This window comes from Asinibacterium sp. OR53 (assembly GCF_000515315.1).
In the GTDB taxonomy this organism is placed as follows: Bacteria; Bacteroidota; Bacteroidia; order Chitinophagales; family Chitinophagaceae; genus Sediminibacterium.
In genome coordinates this window covers 2,805,355-2,822,955 of the sequence record NZ_KI911562.1, presented here as the reverse complement: position 1 = coordinate 2,822,955, position 17,601 = coordinate 2,805,355, and the positions used below count along the sequence as shown (strand labels likewise).

Below are 17,601 nucleotides of genomic sequence, written 5' to 3'. Positions count from 1 at the left end.
ATGGTTTACTGCAAATGTAAGTGCATCCGTTTTCTCCATACCAGGTTTTCCAATAACAACAGGTTATTATAAGCCGGACAATAATAATAGAACCGGGTAATACCCGAAGCGCCAGCCCAACGTTTCAATGGATCGGGAAACATCGAAGCGATGTTAGCGATGAAGAAAGAAAAAGACTCATCTTCTGTTAATCTGTTTAAGTTTCCATTGAGCGGCACTGTTATTTCAGGAGGTCGCACGCCCCAGCGCATCAGGGCCGTGCTCAACAATAATTGCTCATGGAACTGTTGATGGGTTGCCAGTTCTTTCTGTGCATCAGCGATCAACTGAGGTTTGTATTGTTCCAATGCAGGTATGGGTTTTACCGACATCAACCGTGACAAGTGATATAGGATGATAGAACTTTTGCGATAGTGTGGAGATACATACGAAGCTGCATCGAGGTGCCGGCGGTCTTTCAGTATGCGAACGATCAGATCGAGACTGGCAGAATCGGCAGCTGTCCATGCAAGGTGATAAGATTGCACCATATACAATACATTCGACAATACGCAGATGTCAAAATCCACCGGCATTTTCTTTCCAAACCAGGTAGAATAAGCGCCGATATTGCTGTATGCTTTGAATGTATTCCTGACTTTACCGGCATCGTTATTGGTGAACGACTGCATCAATTGATGTACCTGCCTTGCGGTTGAATCTGCAGCGCCCATGGCCAGGAGAATGATCCCGGTATCGTCAAGGTCATCGGGCAATGCCTGGCTTTTATTGAAGTGATTGATCCATCCCGAATGAGGAAAAATGGCAGGCGTATCAGTGGGCCAGAAATTATAAGTAGGTCTTCCGCTGCGATTGCGGAATTTAGCATAAGCCGGTATGGTGCGATCAATGATGCGGCCGGCGATCCTTTGCTGTGCTGTATCCAACCATGGCCTTATATCGCGCAGTGTCATGGCGATGAGCCCGGTAAAAAAGGGATTCACATCGGCCTTATACCTGTCTTTATTCCATGCATATAGACGATAAGAAGGGAAAGATCCACCCGGAAATATGCCGTTCTCTTTTACCTGCAACTGTTCTATGCGTTGCAGCAGCTTTTGTACAAAGAGACTGTCCTGCCCTGCTGCAGTTGCTTGCAAAAACATGCAGCAGCACACTATCAATGTCCATCGATACATGACGCAATAATACCAAATACTATTCGAACGTCATCCTGGCATAATCATTCGTCATCCCGAGCGCAGCCGAGGGAGCTGCACGAATGCTCAGCAGGTCCTTCGACTCGCTTCGCTCGCTCAGGATGACGATTGATTATTTGAGTATGTTGCGGCTGATCACAATGCGTTGTACCTCGCTGGTACCTTCATATATCTGCGTGATCTTGGCATCGCGCATGAGGCGCTCTACATGGTATTCTTTTACAAATCCGTATCCGCCGTGTATCTGTACCGCTTCGGTGGCCGTCCACATAGCCGTTTCACTTGCATACACTTTGGCCATCGAGGAACTTAACCCGTAATCGAGGTGCTGGTCTTTTTCCCAGGCGGCTTTCAAACACAGGAGCCTGGCGGCTTCTATGCGTGTGGCCATATCGGCCAGCTTGAACTGGATGGCCTGGTGATGCATGATCTCTTTACCAAAAGCTTTTCGTTGTTTACTATAAGCCAATGCTAATTCATAGGCGCCGCTGGCAATGCCCAATGCCTGTGAAGCGATGCCGATTCGTCCGCCGGCCAGTGTTTTCATGGCGAAAGTGAATCCGAATCCATCCGCTCCTATCCTGTTCTCTTTGGGCACTTTTACATCGGTAAGCAATATGGTATGGGTATCGCTTCCGCGGATACCCAATTTATTCTCTTTAGCGGCTACGGTTACGCCAGGCCAGTTTTTTTCTACAATGAAAGTACTAATGCCTTTGCTTCCTTTTGAAGCGTCGGCCTGGGCCATCACCAGGTATACAGATGCGGAAGATCCGTTGGTGATCCAGTTCTTGGTGCCGCTCAACAGGTAATGATCGCCTTTGTCTTCTGCAATGGTGCGCTGACTGGTGGCATCACTTCCGGCTTCCGGCTCACTCAGCAAGAAAGCGCCGATGTATAATTCACCATCCTTGCGGCCTTGTGCAAGGGGTGTGAGGTATTTTTGTTTCTGTTCTTCGGTGCCGTATGCTTCGAGTCCCCAGCATACCAGGCTGTTGTTCACACTCATGCAAACACTCACGCTGGCATCTACCTTGCTGATCTCTTCCATGGCCAATACATAACTCACCGTATCCATACCAGCGCCGCCATACTGCGGGTCTACCATCATTCCCATAAAACCCAGTTCAGCCAGTTTCAGCACCTGCTCACGGGGGAATTGCTGTTTTTCATCCCTTTCAATAACGCCGGGCAAACATTCGGTCCTGGCAAAATCGCGGGCCGCTTTCTGGATCATCAGGTGTTCTTCACTTAACTGGAATTGCATGGTGTTCATTTGAGGGCCCAAAAATAAGGATTGACGCTCACAAACCTAACAATTGTTAGCATGAGTGTTACATATATTTTTTCTCCAGGTTGTATAAGACGCTTTTGTCTTTATCGTTCATCGTTTTAGTGGTATCCTGCAGGAAATGCCGTTTGAAAGCCTGTATGGCTGCGGAAGTATCCCTTATATCATAACCAATGATACGCAACGCGCCGATATGGTTAAAGTCTGCCGGCGCGGGCACCAGCGCTTCATCCTGCCACAATCCGAATCCCTGTTCAGCCAGTTTTTTCCAGGGAAAACGGTAATTGGGATCGTTCTTACGCGTGGGCGCAATATCACCGTGACCAATAAAATTGGCAGCGGGAATACCATAATTCTTTTTGAGGCGGGCCAGCAAACTGAGCAGGCTGTTGATCTGTAAACTGTCGAAGGGCTCAAAGCCGTTGTTATCGAGTTCAATACCGATAGAGGCTGAATTGATATCACTGTAATTGCCCCATTTACTGATGCCTGCATGCCAGGCGCGCAGGTAATCGTTGAGCATGTGGTGGATGGTTCCGTCTTTACAGATCACATAGTGTGCACTCACGGCCGTACGGGGCAACGTAAAGGTTCGCAATGTTTGCTGACAGGAGTTTTGTGCGGTATGATGGATGATTACAAAACCCGGCTTGCGCATATTGAAGTTGGTGGTACCTACCCAGAACGGTGGCACACGCATAGAATCGGAAAAAGCCGTTTCCACCGGCATGGCGTTCAGGGTACTGGCATAATCTTTCGATTGTTGCCTGTACGATCTGTTGGTAGCAGCATAAGGGTTGCGCGAACAGGCAACAACAAAAACGAGTAAAAAGTAAAGAGCGATAGATTTCAGTATCAGTTTCATAATCAAACATGTATTAAAATGAAAAGTACTGATATCTTTGAAACAAAACGCATACCATGTCATTGCAATTGGGAAGAACCGTATTTGGAGATCCTGCCAACAAAGGCCGGGTATTATCGCGTGAAGACGCCATGGAACTGTTCAATAGTTGGGTACTGAACCCAAAACTGAAACTGCATATGTTACAGGTGGCCGCATTGATGCGTAGCTGGGCAGCCGAAAAAGAACAGCTCGATGAAGCGGGTCAATGGCGTTGGGAACTGGCAGGATTATTGCATGATGCCGACTGGGACCAGTGGCCCGATCTGCACTGTAAAAAAATCATCGAAGAACTGGAACAACGCCAGATAGATCCTGAAATCATACGGGCTATTGCTTCCCACGGTCACCCGCATTTCGGTGTGGTACCCGAAACACAGATGGATAAATTATTGTATGCATTCGATGAGTTATCGGGGTTGATACATGCCTATTCATTGATGCGTCCCGGTGGTTACGAGGGTATGGATCTGAAAGGTGTTAAAAAAAGACTGAAAGAAAAATCTTTCGCGGCCAATGTATCCAGGGAAGATATTGCAGATGCCTGTGAAAGGGCTGCCATACAATTGGATGATTTGATCTATTTTATTATACCTCGCCAGGCTTTGGTAACCGAAAAATAAAATTGCCGCCGGGAAGCAACCGGTTGCTTATGAGGATCGTATATCCCTAAAACCTTTCTTATGGACAGAAGAAAATTCATTGGCGATCTTGGTTCTCCGGTATTGGCTGTTTGTGCAGTATGTTTGGGCGCTTGCACTAAAGCCGATGTTTCACCATCCAACAACAGCGGCGGCGGCGGTGGCGTTAACTTTACCGTCAACCTTAATTCGCAATTGCCGAATGTGGGTGATTCACTGGTACAGAGCGGTGTAATTGTAGCAAGAGTAGCTGCTGGAAATGCTGTTTCTTCTTTCGCAGCCGTGCAGGTTGCCTGTACACACCAGGGTACTCCTATCAATTATAGTAGCAGCGGAAACAAGTTTATTTGCCCTTTGCATCATTCCCAGTTCAACACTAATGGTACTCTGATCAGTGGTCCTGATAACGGTGGAACTGCCACCGCCCTTAAAGCGTATAACATAGCAATCAACGGCTCTACTATGACAATCACTGGATAATTTGGCAATTATTTGGGTTCCTGCTGACTGAGGCAATGAAAACTGCCGAGCCCCCAAATAATGTCGGTAGAATCAATACCTACCACTTCCCTATCCGGGAAAGCAGCGGCAATGATATTCAATGCCTGGTCGTCTTTATCGCATTGATAGGTGGGAACGATCACGTGCCGGTTACTGATGTAAAAATTTGCGTATGATGCCGGTAAACGCTGGTCTTCATACACCATTGCATCGGGCATGGGCAATTCGATGATGTTGAGTTGCTTGCCGCTGAGTAAGCGCATTTGTTTCAACTGTTTGAGGTTGGTTTGCAGCAGCTCGTAGTTTTCATCCTGCTTATCGGTTTCTACTACGGTCAGTACCGTGTCTTCGTTCACAAAACGGATGGTATCATCGATATGTCCATCGGTATCATCGCCTACAATTCCTTCGTCTACCCATAATACCTGTTCCATACCATAATAGTCACAGAGGTATTTTTCTACCTGCGCCTGGTTGAGATGCGGGTTACGGTTGGGGTTGAGGAGACAACAAGTAGAAGTGAGTATCGTTCCTTTACCATTGAATTCTACGGACCCGCCTTCCATCACAATGCCAGGATGGTATACCGGGATGTTGAAATGTCTGCCGATCAATGTGGGTATCACATCGTCCAATTCATAAGGAGGGTATTTGTTGCCCCAGGCATTATAGTTCCAGTCAACAATTAGCTTTTTGTGCTCAGCATGTGGATTGACCAGGAAAGCCGGGCCATGATCCCTGCACCATGCATCATTGGTAGGGTGCAGGAAAAATTCAACCTGCTGCATATCAACGCCCGCTTTTTGCAGCTGTTCAACAGCAAAAGTCTTCATGGCTTCATCTGTTACGTTGATGCGTACTTTCTCACTCAATGCGAGCCATTTCACAAACAATGAATAGTTCGGATAGATGGTATGGATCTTACCGGGCCAACTGGCTTCTTTGTGCGGCCAACTGAGCCAGGTGGCTTCGTGCGGTTCAAATTCTGCCGGGAAATAATAACCGGCTTCTTTCGGTGATTTCAAATGATGCGGTTTAATCAATCTTCGTCGATGTATCTTTTGGTAACAGGCTGGTAAGAATCGATACGCCTGTCGCGCATGAAGGGCCAGTGTGTTCTGTAACGATCGGTTGCTGTGGTATCGATCTCAACAACCGCTACTTCTTCTGCGTCGTGTGATGCTTTGTATAATAAGCTGCCGAAGGGATTACTCACAAAAGAACCGCCCCAGAATTTCATGGCGCCGTTTTGTTCGAGTCCTACCCTGTTCACACTTACCACGTGCACACCGTTGGCCACTGCATGGCTGCGCTGGATGGTTTGCCAGGCATTGTATTGCTCTGTATTGGTGGCTTCATCCTGCGAAGTAGCCCAGCCGATGGCTGTGGGATAAAATAATATTTCCGCACCCATGAGTGAAGTGATGCGTGCGGCTTCGGGATACCATTGGTCCCAGCAGATCAACACACCCAGTGTGGCGTATTTTGTTTTGAATGTTTTATAGCCGAGATCGCCGGGCGTGAAATAGAATTTTTCATAGTAAGCCGGGTCATCGGGTATATGCATTTTACGATACTTACCCAGGTACGTGCCATCGGCATCGAGCACAGCCGTTGTATTGTGGTAAAGCCCCTGCGCCCTCTTTTCAAAAAGCGAAGCAATGATCACCACATTCAACTCGGCGGCTACTTTACTCAACGCATTGGTAGAATCGCCGGGTATGGGTTCGGCCAGCTGGAAGTTGTCATAATCTTCCACATCGCAGAAATACAGGGAAGTAAACAATTCCTGCAGGCAAACGATCTGCGCGCCTTTGGCCGCCGCTTCCCTGATCTTTACAATGGCTTTGGCAAGGTTCTCCGCTTTGTTGGCGGAGCAAGTGGTTTGTACCAGACCTATTTTTACTTTTGACATCTTAATTTAAGTAGTTTGTTGAATGATCGAATCGAAACTGCTCAATCCCAGTACTTTCTCTGAAATATATCCTTCTGCATAAGCAACACCGATTCTTTTGCCCAGCATCATGGCGCGCGCTTTTACGGTTTCCATGAATTGTGGGGTTGAGATATAGGTTTGGGGTTCATCGGTACCCGGACTGTTGAACTGCGTAGTATAGGCCAGCACTGCTTCTATCTTTTTCTCCATGAAGTCCGAAATATCAATTACAAAAGAAGGCTGGATAAAACGGTCTTGTATATAATGGAACACGTATTTGGGGCGCCACGCTTCCTGGGCATTCCCCTGATCGTCTTTCGTTTCAATCTTACGCAAGCCCGCGAGGAAAGCGGCATCAGCCACCAGTTTGGCGCTTCGCCCATGATCGGGGTGGCGGTCTTCGGGCGCATTGGCCAGCACTATTTCGGGCTGGTATTTACGGATGGCTGCGATCACTTTACGGAGGTGAGCCTCATCATTCAGGAAAAAGCCGTCGGCCATGCCCAGGTTCTCCCGGATATGCAGGCCCATAACCATTGCAGCTGCAACTGCCTCGGTTTTACGAGTTTCAGCTGTGCCGCGGGTACCCAGTTCTCCCCTGGTGAGGTCAATAGCCCCTACTTTCTTGCCTTCAGCAATGGCTGCCATGAGGGTGCCTGAGCAGCCCAGTTCTACATCATCGGGGTGAACGCCAAAAGCCAGTATATCTAATTTCATTAATAATGCCATTATGGGGCGCAAAGATATTGCTTTTCATAAATAACCTATTTTGAAGCGGTACAGCGCTTATACAAATACCATTTGTACACTTTATAATATAATTGGCAATTGCATGTTATGAGAATAGCATCGCTGGTTTTTGGGAAAAAAGCAGTCCGGGGAATCGCTAAATTTGTTGAAAATGGGTACAGAAAAGATGGATTTAGAAATATTGCAGAAAAGTTTATTGAAGCCTTTTGAAAAGCAGGTGAAAGCATCTGTTAGCAAGTGTTTTTCCGACTTATCAGAGAAAGATTTTACTGTACATGATTTCAAACATTATATGCTGGCTGGTGCAGTAGCGTCCTCACAAATTGAGGGCAGCACATTGGACTTAAACAGTTTCATTCAAAGCAAGGCAAATAAAAAGAACACCAAAGAGGTAAAGGAAATAGAGGATTTACTAAGAGCTTATCAGTATGCAAAGAGATATAGTCTGACCCAAAAGGGACTGTTGAAATGCCATGAAATACTGGCTGGAACATTCAGCAATATTACCAAAGGCCAAAAGGGAAAATACAGAAAAACAAAGGTGGGGATCAGCAGTTGGCAGGGACTTGTTTATTTAGCGATAGAGCCGGAAAATGTACCTGAAGCCATGAATCAGCTTTTTACAGATATTAAAATGCTTTTAGGACAAAATTTAAGTCTGAAGGAAACCTTATATTATGCTGCATATATCCATTTCATTTTTGCCAAAATACATCCCTTTGCAGATGGCAATGGCAGGGCCGCCAGGTTGCTGGAAAAGTGGTTTTTAGCTGAATGCTTAGGAGCGGCTGTTTGGGGTATCCCAACAGAAAAGTATTATTACGATAACAGACAGGCCTATTATGCTAGTCTGAATGTAGGGATAGATTATTATGAAACCTTTGAAAAGCTGGACAAGATTTTGCCCTTTCTAACGCTATTGCCTAAGGCTGTGTGTTACAAGCCGATATTATAATTGTCATTGCCAATCCTTCATTGGCATATTTAAGCAAAGCATTCCTCGCCTGCTCTACATCGTTTCTCTTACTGTTATTCAAAAACACGGAAGGCTACAAAATGATATGTTTCCGTGTTTTTGCGCTACCGGGATCATATTTTCCGGAAAAAATAACTATTTGGCGGCGTCCGTGCACTATTTTTTGGGGGCCGGTAACTATTGGGGGAAGTTTATACCGTATTTTTTTCCGTCGGATAACTATTTGTCGTAGACTGTGCACTATTTTTTACTGCCTGGCAGCTATTTGCCGGAGCCCGTATACTATTTTTCCCTCTCCGGTAATTACCCGGAGGATGCCGTATATTATTTTTTTTATCCAGATAACTATTTGAGGGAGTCTATGCGCTTTTTTTCTCGATCCGCTAACTATCAGACGGCGTTCATATACTATTTTTCGTGGAAGATTTTACCCTTTCGCTTATACAGACCGCCAGCTTTTTACTTTGTGATGAGTGCGTCGCTGGCTGGTATTACCTCCGTACACCAGTATTTTTTGAAGGGGGGCAGTAATACCCGATCCGGTTTCAAATTTGTCTAACTGTTTAAAAAGCCCGGCAGTAACGGTTTGCGTTGCTTTGATCTCTGCTGCAAAGCAATCCTGCTCTTCAAACCAAAGCAAATCAATTTCATTGCCATAAGAGTCCTGCCAGAAATAAAACTCCTGGTGTTTATATAAGTGATGGTTGGTTTTCTGGTATTCGGCAATGATCATGTTTTCAAACAAGCTGCCTTTTAAGCGGTCAACTTCAAATTGTTTCACAGTTTTTATTTTTAGCAAAAAGCAGAGAAGTCCCGTATCGTAAAAGTAAAGTTTAGCTGTTTTTACCAGCCTTTTGTTGTGGTTTTGGTAGTAAGGTTGCAGAAAGAATATGAGATAACTGCTTTCTAATATGGAGAGCCAGGCTTTGGCAGTATTAAATGCTATACCACAATCGTTTGCCAATGTGCTGATATTGAGTAATTGTCCGGCTCTCCCTGCACAAAGCCCCAGAAATTGCCTGAATTGCCGGGTATCGCGTATATTCAGCAATTCTGTTACATCTTTTTCTATATAAGTTTGAATATAGTTGGCATAAAAGGCAGAAGATGATATATCCCTGTCAAAGATGGCTGGATATGTTCCTTTTATTGCAGCATTCATGTAATCATTTGCTAACAGCTTTTTAGAGTTGAGTTCTGCAAAATCAAGTGGTAGAAGTTTAAACAGCGCCACCCTCCCCGCCAATGACTGGGTAATACTTTTCAGTAAATGAAAATTCTGCGACCCGGAAAGGATATAATGCCCCATGATGCCGCTTTCATCCACACGACTCTGTATATAAGAAAACAATTCAGGTACACGCTGTACCTCATCAAAGATCACATATTTTTCATATTGGTTCAAAAAACCCACAGGGTCGCTTTCAGCAAATTGCCGGTTATCCGGGTTCTCCAGCGTCACATATTGGTAATCTGTAAATAATTTTCGGAGCAAGGTGGTTTTGCCCGATTGCCGCGGGCCGGTAACACCCAAAACGGGAAATTTGTTTTTCTGTTCCTTAATCTGTCCTGCTATCCGCCGTTCTATAAACATATTACATACTGATTTACAGGGCAAAAATAGTAAATATTGATGAATTTACACGATTTTAATTGACGAATTTACACGATTAAAATTGATGAATTTACATACATTACTATTTAGCAGTTATTGTGTTACTCACTAAAAACTAAACATGAATTTTTATACTTTTAACTATAGCGAATTATAGGGGAGCCGACACATAGACCACTGCAATTATTGTTATTGCTATTGGCAATGGATTGCCAGGAAAAGCATCTCTCTTTGTCCCTATTGCATAATATCCCCCAAAAGTTATTATTAAAAAAGCAATAAGAACAGTAATACAAAGTGACGCCTTCCACTCACTTGCCCACTTAGCAGGCGAGGTTTCAAACAGTTTATAAAACTTATAAAACAGGTAATAGTATGCTTTCCTCAAGGTCATTAATAATCATTTTAATTTAATGCCAGTAACCTAGCTGTAATGACAATCGTTCTTGCTGTGAACTGCTCTTAGTATTTAATGAACGGCTATAATCATTTACATATCCTTGTACTCCACCAGGATAAAAGGCATCTACTCCAAAATATGTAACTCCAATAGCAGGGTTCCACAATCCATAAACGCCAATTGCTGTATTTAACCCTGCTTTTCCTGGCTGAACTGCATTAGGATTATTAGCTCCTGAATGATAGTATTTATAAACTCCAATGCCATCCATAACTACACCTACGCCAAGAGAAGCCCAACCAAGAACAGTACCTGCTGTTGTGAAGTCTCAGCATCAGCTAAACTGTCCATAATGAAAAGTTCAGATTGTTTTGACGACATACATTTTATACCTGACCTCCCTCCGGATTTCGGGCACTCCTAAGTTGGAGAATTCGGACTGTTTGAAGGATAAAAAAACTCTTTATGAAGGTATGTATTTTCCGGTGAAGCCGACAGGTTTTCTGTAGCTGCAAAATACATCCCTTCATGAAGAGGAACCTTGGGTATGTTTTTTTCCTTTCGCTCTTTTGATTGTTTTATCAGTTGTTCATCTACTACTTCAGCAGGCGTCTTACCATTTAAAGAACTGTGCGGTCGATAGTGATTATATTCCGCTACCCAGCCACTTATTTTCTCATAAGCATCCTCCAGAGATAGGAACCAGTGCGTATTTAAGCATTCATCGCGGAATGATCCGTTAAAGGACTCGATGAATGGATTGTCAGTGGGCTTTCCAGGTCGGGAATAATCCAAAGTGACTTTGTTTTCATATGCCCATTTATCCAGATCCTTACTGATAAACTCACTTCCGTTATCTACCTGGATTCTTTCCGGAACGAGTTGATTTTGTTTTTTCAGCGCTTCCATTACTTCCACGACGTCTGTTCCTTTTAACGACTTTCCCACTCGTATCGCCTGACAAAAGCGACTAAAATTATCCACTACAGTTAAGCATCGGAACCGGTTGCCATTAAAGAGATTATCTGAAACGAAATCCATGCTCCAACATTGGTTTAAACTGTTGTTTTCCACTCGTTCCAGCCGATGGGCGGCTGCTTTGTTGCGCCTGGGGCGTTTACTTCTTAAATTCAATCCTTCTTCCTTGTAAATCCGGTACACGCGGTTAGCGCCGTCCTTCCATCCTTCTCTTCGAAGAACCATAAAAATCCGCCATAGACCATATCGGACACGAACAGCTGCAATCTCTTTAATCCTTTGTCTCAACGGACCATCAGGCCTTCTATGCGCTTTATAATACCAACCCGAGCGATGCATGCATACCACTTTGCAGGCACGTTGAACAGACACACGATATTGATCACGCAGTCGCTGAACACATACTTTAAGCTGTCGCAGCTTCAGGGATTTTTTTTTAACACGTCCTGAAGCATCTGCTTATCCAGGGTCAGGTCTGCCACTATCTGCTTTAAGCGGTAGTTCTCTTCTTCCAACTGGCGCAGCCGCCGAAGTTCAGACATCCCAAGACCACCATACTTTTTCTTCCAGTTGTAAAAGGTCGCTTCTGAAATGCCTATCTTACGACAAACCTCATCCACCCGTGTGCCTGTATCGGCTTGCTTGAGCGCGAAGGCAATTTGCTGCTCGGTAAATTTTGTCTTTTTCATGGCCGTATTGCTTTTAAAAGTTACGCAATTTTGGCCCGATTCTCTACTTTATGTATGCCCGGTTTTTTGGGGAGAGGTCATACCACTCCTGTTAAAATTTTAACAGCCAACAAAAAAGCCCTGGGACACTCCCAGAGCTTCTAAGTAAATACAAAAGCCGCGGCTTTGTTTATTTTTTTAATAAAACTAAAATCAACACCAGCGGAACCAAAAAACAGATTAAAGTCAATACTCCCCACATTCGTCTGTGCCTTTTTTCTTTCTTCCCAAAATCCTCAACAATGTTAGCCACTCTTTCCTTTGAGTAATACCTAAACATTAGCAACAACCATAAAATAAAGATTGGTAAAAAGTAAAATTTATTAGGAAGCAGTAAAAAAGCACTATACCCCGTAATTTTTTTTACGATTGTCAGTACTAAAAAAAATAACTCTATCTGGCAAATAGTAACCAAAACGATAGATGTACTCCAAGGTGTTTCACCTTTGAACCTGGCGTAAAACCTATATGACGAAGCATAAATGTTGTTATAAAATCCCATATTACTCTTTATCTATTTTTTCTCAATTGCGTTTTGTATATTTTCACTCAAACTTTTCCCGTTAACACCTAAAGAAATTAGATTGCCAACAAACCATCCAACGCCAACAAATTCTCCAACAACCGGAATAAATGTTGCAGCACCAACAGCTATATCAATGCCATGTTTTAATTGAGGTCCATTCGGGTCTGTTGCAGCATCAATAACAGATAAAGCAATACCTGCACTACCTAAAATTCTGCCTCCTGTTTTAACTGCTGCTGCTCCTTCTTCTAAAGCCGCAGCAGGGCTAATTTTATTTGCAGCTTCAAACCCCTTTTCGATTGTTAATCGTACTGTGTTATCTATTGCATCAACTGCAGTATGTGCTGTTTCAAGCCCTTTATGCAAGCCCCCCTCATTAGCTGGCTCTGCATTTGCTTTATCCTTTGTAGTTGTAGAGGTTTTTGTGTCATTCGTAGTAGGTGGGCCATTTAACTCTTTTGTTACTTCCCATCCACCTTTACCATCGGATTTAACCTCGTGATAGGTATCTGGAATACTTTTATCTCTACCTACGACTGCTACCTCTTTACCATTTTTATCATAATAATGGTCATCCAATGCTGCCATTCCATCCGGGTCAATATACCTCAATGGATTGTCATAAGCGTAATTATAAGGTGACCATCTTCTTGAGATTTCAGCTTTGGGGTCTACCACATGCCATCTACCCAACTGCGGGTCCTGCATCCTGGCTCCATAATCATATAACTCTAATCCACTACCATCACTGAACTCCTGATGCTGCAACTCCTTGCCATTGTACTTGTACCGGTTTTCTATTTTACCTGCTGCTTTGGAAGATATCCCGCTCATGGTGAGACCGAACGGATAATAATGCGTTTCCTCTAACAAGGGCCCTTTGTTGTGGATTACCTGCAAGTTATCAAAGAACACATCTATGTTGCTCTCATTTGAACAATACACATAAAGATAACCATTCTTGTTAATAGATACCGCCTGTGTATGCGTCTTTAACTGATCACTAATATCATTCACCGCACTGAACCCACTGCTCTCACTCACCGCCCTGAACTGCTCATCAAACAATATCCAGTTAATATATGCCCTGGGTCGGGTAGTTGTTACCGGCGCATTCGTCAGCCAGTTACTTACATCGCCCGGTGTTACTGCCGAACCCGTCAATGCCGCTGCTGTGGCGTTCTTGCCGGCACTGGCTACACCACCTGTTCCCGCCAATGCCGTTAGCAGGTCATTGACCAAAATATTGTTATTGTTCGAAGGAGCACTTCCATTGCTATGCCACAAACTTTTGCCATAGATTGCTACATTATCTCCCGCCATCACTTTCAACGTGATACCTAAGCCCATTTTATCGCCCGTTGCTCCATTCAGCCGATACATCTTCTGGCTCGTGGCCGTGGAGTTTACATTCGGGTTCGTATTATAAGGCGGGTTGCCATTGTTGTTCTGGTAAGTCGTTGGTAAAGAAGCAGGGTTTTGTACAATAGCACCGGTGCTGATCGTATAATAATTTGCCTCGGTTCCTACCGCTCCATCTTCCAGCGTTGCCGCCGGATAGGTATCCTGCTGCTGCTCATCCGTCAATACCATTCTTGTATTACCCAGGTGGTCTTTCACAAAATAATCGTAACTGAATACATTGGGACTACCCAGCGTAACCTGCTTGTTCAACCTCACCCTTCCCTCTTCATGACCGAAAAACTGCAGACTGTTGTTCTCATACACAAACCCATTCACATAATCCGTGATGGTTGTTTTACTGATCATTGCTTCATTTGTGCGCTTTTGCAACTTGTTACCTGTAGCATCATAGATATAGGTGATCGTACCCTTGCCCGTTACACCTACCTGGTATGGCAGGTTCAGGTGATTATAGCTAATGCCATTGGATGAGCCACTCCCTATGTCTTTGTTCAGGTCCTTGGTCAGGTTTCCATTATTATCGTAACTGTAATCAGCTGTAGCAGCGGTTTTACTGCCGATGTTGCCCAGGTAGCTCTGTGAGGCCCTGAAATCTCCCAGCTTCGTCTGCGGATCGTTCTGCGCATCGATCACATTGAGCAGCTTGTTACTATTGGGAATATAGTTATATCCCAGGTTATCGATCAATGAACTGCTGTTCAGCTTCAGGCCCCACTGCTGCATGGCCAGGATATTACCATTGGCATCATATGCACTGCTACCATTGAGTCCATCTCCCATCTTCACCGAAAAATCGATCGTGAAATTGCCATTGCCCGGATCGGACTTGGCCCAACTGCTGCCGAATCGCTGATTGAAATCCCCGGCGAGCAGCCTGTTGGCTGCATCGTAGCCATAGCCATAAGCACGCTCTGCTCCATCACCCGCACTCTGCCACCTTTGACCCGAAATATTGCCGTTGAATTGATTATTACCAAAGCCCCAATCATAACTCAAATCCATCGCAAACCATTTGTTACCCGCTATGCTCATTTGTGAAACAGTAGGCCCTGACGCCGTTCCATAGTTCCAGTTCATACCCTTCAACCAGCCGCGGATATTGTACGCATAGTCCTGTATGTTCAGCGCTGAAACATCGGCCATGCTTTTTTGTCCCAGTTCCTTGTGCATTAACTGTCCCAATGCGTCATAGCTGTTCCTTGTGATCACCCGTTGTGTACTATCGCTGTCGTTGACTCGCTTCGTAACAGCCAGCAGTCTTCCGCTATGGTCATAGTCCATATTTGTCTTCACCGTAATGATGTCTCCTCCTGCAGGATTGCTGTGCAGCAGATAAGTGCAGACCGCTTTGTTGGTGAAATTATAACGGTTCGTAATTATATCCCTTCCACCCTTGTAATTGTCGGCCTGTGTTTGAATGACCCTGCCCCTGTCATCAAAAAAATGTGTCGTTTCCAGCCAGTTGCCAACCGTGAGGTTCGCCGGGTCTTCTATTACCCTCACTTTGGTTACCGTTACCATGCCTTTGGTCTGGCTGCTGTTGGAGGCAGGCAGTGGTTCGCCGTATTGGTTGGCTCCTATATCAAGCTTACTGTTATTGGCATTGGAATAAGCTTTACCGGTAGCGCTGTAATCATCGTAATAAGTAATAGTGAGGGCAACAGGGCTGCTACCCGCAGGCATCGGGTTGTCCATCACTGTTACCGTATTACTGAAGCCCGTACTGGTACCCGCTACGATCTCGGCGGTAAAATTGGCGCCGCTCTCGGAAGCAAAACCGCTCGTGAAAACGATGCTGTCGGTAGCCTGGTAACTGCTTCTCCCGCTCTGCCGTGCATCGATGAGTAAACTCAAAGGCGCTGAAGGTACATAACTGCCATTTGTAGTAATATCGCTGCTCAGTGCATTGCCGGTGTTACCGTCTACATAAGCCTGCAAGGATGTGGGGCTGTTGCCGTAGACCATCATACCTGTTTGCACAGGCCGGTTTAAGCCATCGTATAAAGTGTACAGCCACTGCTGGTTGGTACGCATATTGGCATCCTGGGTAAATACCAGCCTGTCGCGCTTATCGTAGATCATATACACCCAGCCTGCCCCTGGTACCTTCTTCGCATTCATCCGCTGGCGGGTGTCGTACTGATAACGGAAGCACAGTTCCTGTACCAGGCTGCCGGAGCTGATCGTCAGATCCCAACCGACGCTGGCAAGTAAGGTTTCCACCGCTTTGGGAGGAATCACAAAACGAAGCAACCCAAGATCATCGTACACATAATAAGTACATAACCAACCTGCATGGGCACTCCCGGGCGCCTGTGCGATCTGCACTTTCTTGAGTACCACATGACCGTCCTTATCCTTATACTCCACTACACTGCTGCCCCTTTCATCTGTCGTTACACTCTTGTACAACTGGCCCACGCCATAGGTGGCAGTGGTAACGGGGATGTTGGTGCTTACATCATTACCCTGGTAGGTAAGCGCATTGCTTGCAATAGTCCATATCCTCACAGAATCGTTCTGTCCATTAATTAGGTACTGTATCTGAACCGCATGTTCGCTCGCGCTGCCTTCACTGCCTGCCCAACTATTACCGGGAGCAAAACTTTTTTGTACACGGTTCAGTGGTGAAGCTTCAAAATTGGTTTTGCCATAATATACCGATTCGCCCGTGTAAGCCGGCTGCTGTACAGGGTACACTGTACCATAAAAATTGCCTTGCCCGCCGAAAGGATCCGTCTTGAACAGACCGTCAGCAGTATTTGCGCTGTAAGGCAGGAATTGATACGCTTCCCTGCCGAATGCATCATACACAACAGGTTTCACCAGGTCTTGCCTGGAGGGACTGTTCTGCCAGCTTACCGTTTGCAGGGGGCGGCCAAGACCATCCACGTACTGGGTGGTGTGCGCCACTTCTGTAACCAGCCTGTTAACGGATACCACATCTGAATCAACTGTGTAAGGCCTTTCCGGCTCCCAGGTACGGATGAAATTGACAGGTACACCTGCACCGTAAGCTGCGGGCTTATATACCGGCGCTGTAGCGGCAGGTGTCTTGCTGTCGTTAGTGGGTGCATTGCTTTGCGCCCTGCCCTCTTCAGCAAGCAAGGAGAGCAATATAACACAGCCGGTTATTCGTTTGATCAAAGCCATAGTGCTATGGTTTTATTTAACTGCTTTTTCTTTATTCGCTTAATGTTACATGTTTTGCGATGATATCTCTCACCACACCTCCGTTGGGCAGACCGATACCTTTAAGCGTGGCATACAGCACGCCCGATTCACTGATCACAAAGAGCTGCCCAGCCTCTTCTATATCCTGATCAAAATGCCCGTTCTGCAAACGGTGGGTCAGCCACCCCAGTAAGGGAGTTTGACCTGATCCTTGTTTCTTCTGCGCTTTGCTGATTTCTGTAACGGGGAAACTTAGTTTAAGGCTGTCCTGTAACAGGCTTCTTAATTGCACCTCCGGCAGAGCTCCGTTAAAATCAGTTACCGGAACGGCAATGACCGCCACAGGACCACTATGTTGCAGACTGTCAAGCGACAACAGTTGTGTCCGGTTGAGTTTCCCTGCATCTATAACAGCAATTAATATTTTCCTGCCTTTGAATGCTGCCAGGTTAATCAGCTGATGGTCGATCCCCTTGCATGATAGCTGGTATAAACTGCTGTTGAAAGGACTAAAAGAAAATCCTAGTATACTGACCATTATGAGTATCTTTTTCATC

At 45.2% G+C, this 17,601-nt stretch carries 13 protein-coding genes and 1 pseudogene; 3 read left to right on the top strand and 11 right to left on the bottom strand.

Annotated features, from left to right (window positions below):
- Nucleotides 1-5: 5 nt before the first annotated feature.
- From SEDOR53_RS0112610 to SEDOR53_RS0112600, 3 genes are all read right to left on the bottom strand, one after another.
- Complete coding sequence (locus SEDOR53_RS0112610; protein ID WP_026770049.1) at nucleotides 6-1,145, bottom strand: hypothetical protein; 1,140 nt, start codon at nucleotides 1,143-1,145, stop codon at nucleotides 6-8.
- Nucleotides 1,146-1,311: 166 nt separating this feature from the next.
- Nucleotides 1,312-2,466, bottom strand: coding sequence for an acyl-CoA dehydrogenase family protein (locus tag SEDOR53_RS0112605; RefSeq protein WP_026770048.1), 1,155 nt, complete (start codon nucleotides 2,464-2,466; stop codon nucleotides 1,312-1,314).
- 67 nt (nucleotides 2,467-2,533) lie between these two features.
- Entirely contained in the window at nucleotides 2,534-3,355 is an 822-nt protein-coding gene (locus SEDOR53_RS0112600; protein ID WP_026770047.1) for an N-acetylmuramoyl-L-alanine amidase, read from the bottom strand.
- Nucleotides 3,356-3,411: 56 nt separating this feature from the next.
- Here SEDOR53_RS0112600 and SEDOR53_RS0112595 point away from each other — a divergent pair, with 56 nt between their 5' ends.
- On the top strand, nucleotides 3,412-4,017 hold the full coding sequence (locus SEDOR53_RS0112595; RefSeq protein WP_026770046.1) for an HD domain-containing protein: 606 nt from the start codon (nucleotides 3,412-3,414) through the stop codon (nucleotides 4,015-4,017).
- A gap of 60 nt (nucleotides 4,018-4,077) precedes the next feature.
- Nucleotides 4,078-4,515, top strand: a complete 438-nt coding sequence (locus SEDOR53_RS17915) for a ubiquinol-cytochrome c reductase iron-sulfur subunit (RefSeq protein WP_051416629.1) — start codon at nucleotides 4,078-4,080, stop codon at nucleotides 4,513-4,515.
- A gap of 8 nt (nucleotides 4,516-4,523) precedes the next feature.
- Here SEDOR53_RS17915 and SEDOR53_RS0112585 read toward each other — a convergent pair whose 3' ends face one another.
- Genes SEDOR53_RS0112585 through bshB1 form a run of 3 tightly spaced genes read right to left on the bottom strand, consistent with a single transcriptional unit; the run spans nucleotide 4,524 to nucleotide 7,189 of the window.
- Nucleotides 4,524-5,561, bottom strand: a complete 1,038-nt coding sequence (locus SEDOR53_RS0112585; RefSeq protein ID WP_051416764.1) for an agmatine/peptidylarginine deiminase — start codon at nucleotides 5,559-5,561, stop codon at nucleotides 4,524-4,526.
- Nucleotides 5,562-5,575: 14 nt separating this feature from the next.
- The gene (locus tag SEDOR53_RS0112580) at nucleotides 5,576-6,451 is read right to left on the bottom strand and encodes a carbon-nitrogen hydrolase (RefSeq protein WP_026770044.1); all 876 of its coding nucleotides are present in this window, start codon (nucleotides 6,449-6,451) and stop codon (nucleotides 5,576-5,578) included.
- Between the two features lie 6 nt (nucleotides 6,452-6,457).
- Nucleotides 6,458-7,189, bottom strand: coding sequence for a bacillithiol biosynthesis deacetylase BshB1 (gene bshB1 / locus SEDOR53_RS0112575; protein WP_026770043.1), 732 nt, complete (start codon nucleotides 7,187-7,189; stop codon nucleotides 6,458-6,460).
- Between the two features lie 184 nt (nucleotides 7,190-7,373).
- Between bshB1 and SEDOR53_RS0112570 the strand changes: the two genes are divergently transcribed.
- A complete protein-coding gene (locus SEDOR53_RS0112570; RefSeq protein WP_051416628.1) occupies nucleotides 7,374-8,177 on the top strand; it encodes a Fic family protein in 804 nt (267 codons plus the stop codon).
- A 460-nt stretch (nucleotides 8,178-8,637) separates the two neighbouring features.
- On the opposite strand, the gene SEDOR53_RS0112565 is transcribed toward SEDOR53_RS0112570, so the two are convergent.
- The 5 genes and pseudogenes from SEDOR53_RS0112565 to SEDOR53_RS0112535 form a co-directional block, all read right to left on the bottom strand.
- A complete protein-coding gene (locus SEDOR53_RS0112565; RefSeq protein WP_026770041.1) occupies nucleotides 8,638-9,792 on the bottom strand; it encodes an ATP-binding protein in 1,155 nt (384 codons plus the stop codon).
- A gap of 431 nt (nucleotides 9,793-10,223) precedes the next feature.
- Entirely contained in the window at nucleotides 10,224-10,484 is a 261-nt protein-coding gene (locus SEDOR53_RS19130; RefSeq protein ID WP_157576813.1) for a hypothetical protein, read from the bottom strand.
- 329 nt (nucleotides 10,485-10,813) lie between these two features.
- Nucleotides 10,814-11,880: pseudogene (locus tag SEDOR53_RS19125) on the bottom strand (IS3 family transposase); the annotation flags it as partial.
- Nucleotides 11,881-12,433: 553 nt separating this feature from the next.
- On the bottom strand, nucleotides 12,434-17,023 hold the full coding sequence (locus SEDOR53_RS0112540) for a DUF6443 domain-containing protein (RefSeq protein WP_037361228.1): 4,590 nt from the start codon (nucleotides 17,021-17,023) through the stop codon (nucleotides 12,434-12,436).
- Nucleotides 17,024-17,054: 31 nt separating this feature from the next.
- Nucleotides 17,055-17,600, bottom strand: a complete 546-nt coding sequence (locus SEDOR53_RS0112535; RefSeq protein WP_157576811.1) for a hypothetical protein — start codon at nucleotides 17,598-17,600, stop codon at nucleotides 17,055-17,057.
- Nucleotide 17,601: the final 1 nt, after the last annotated feature.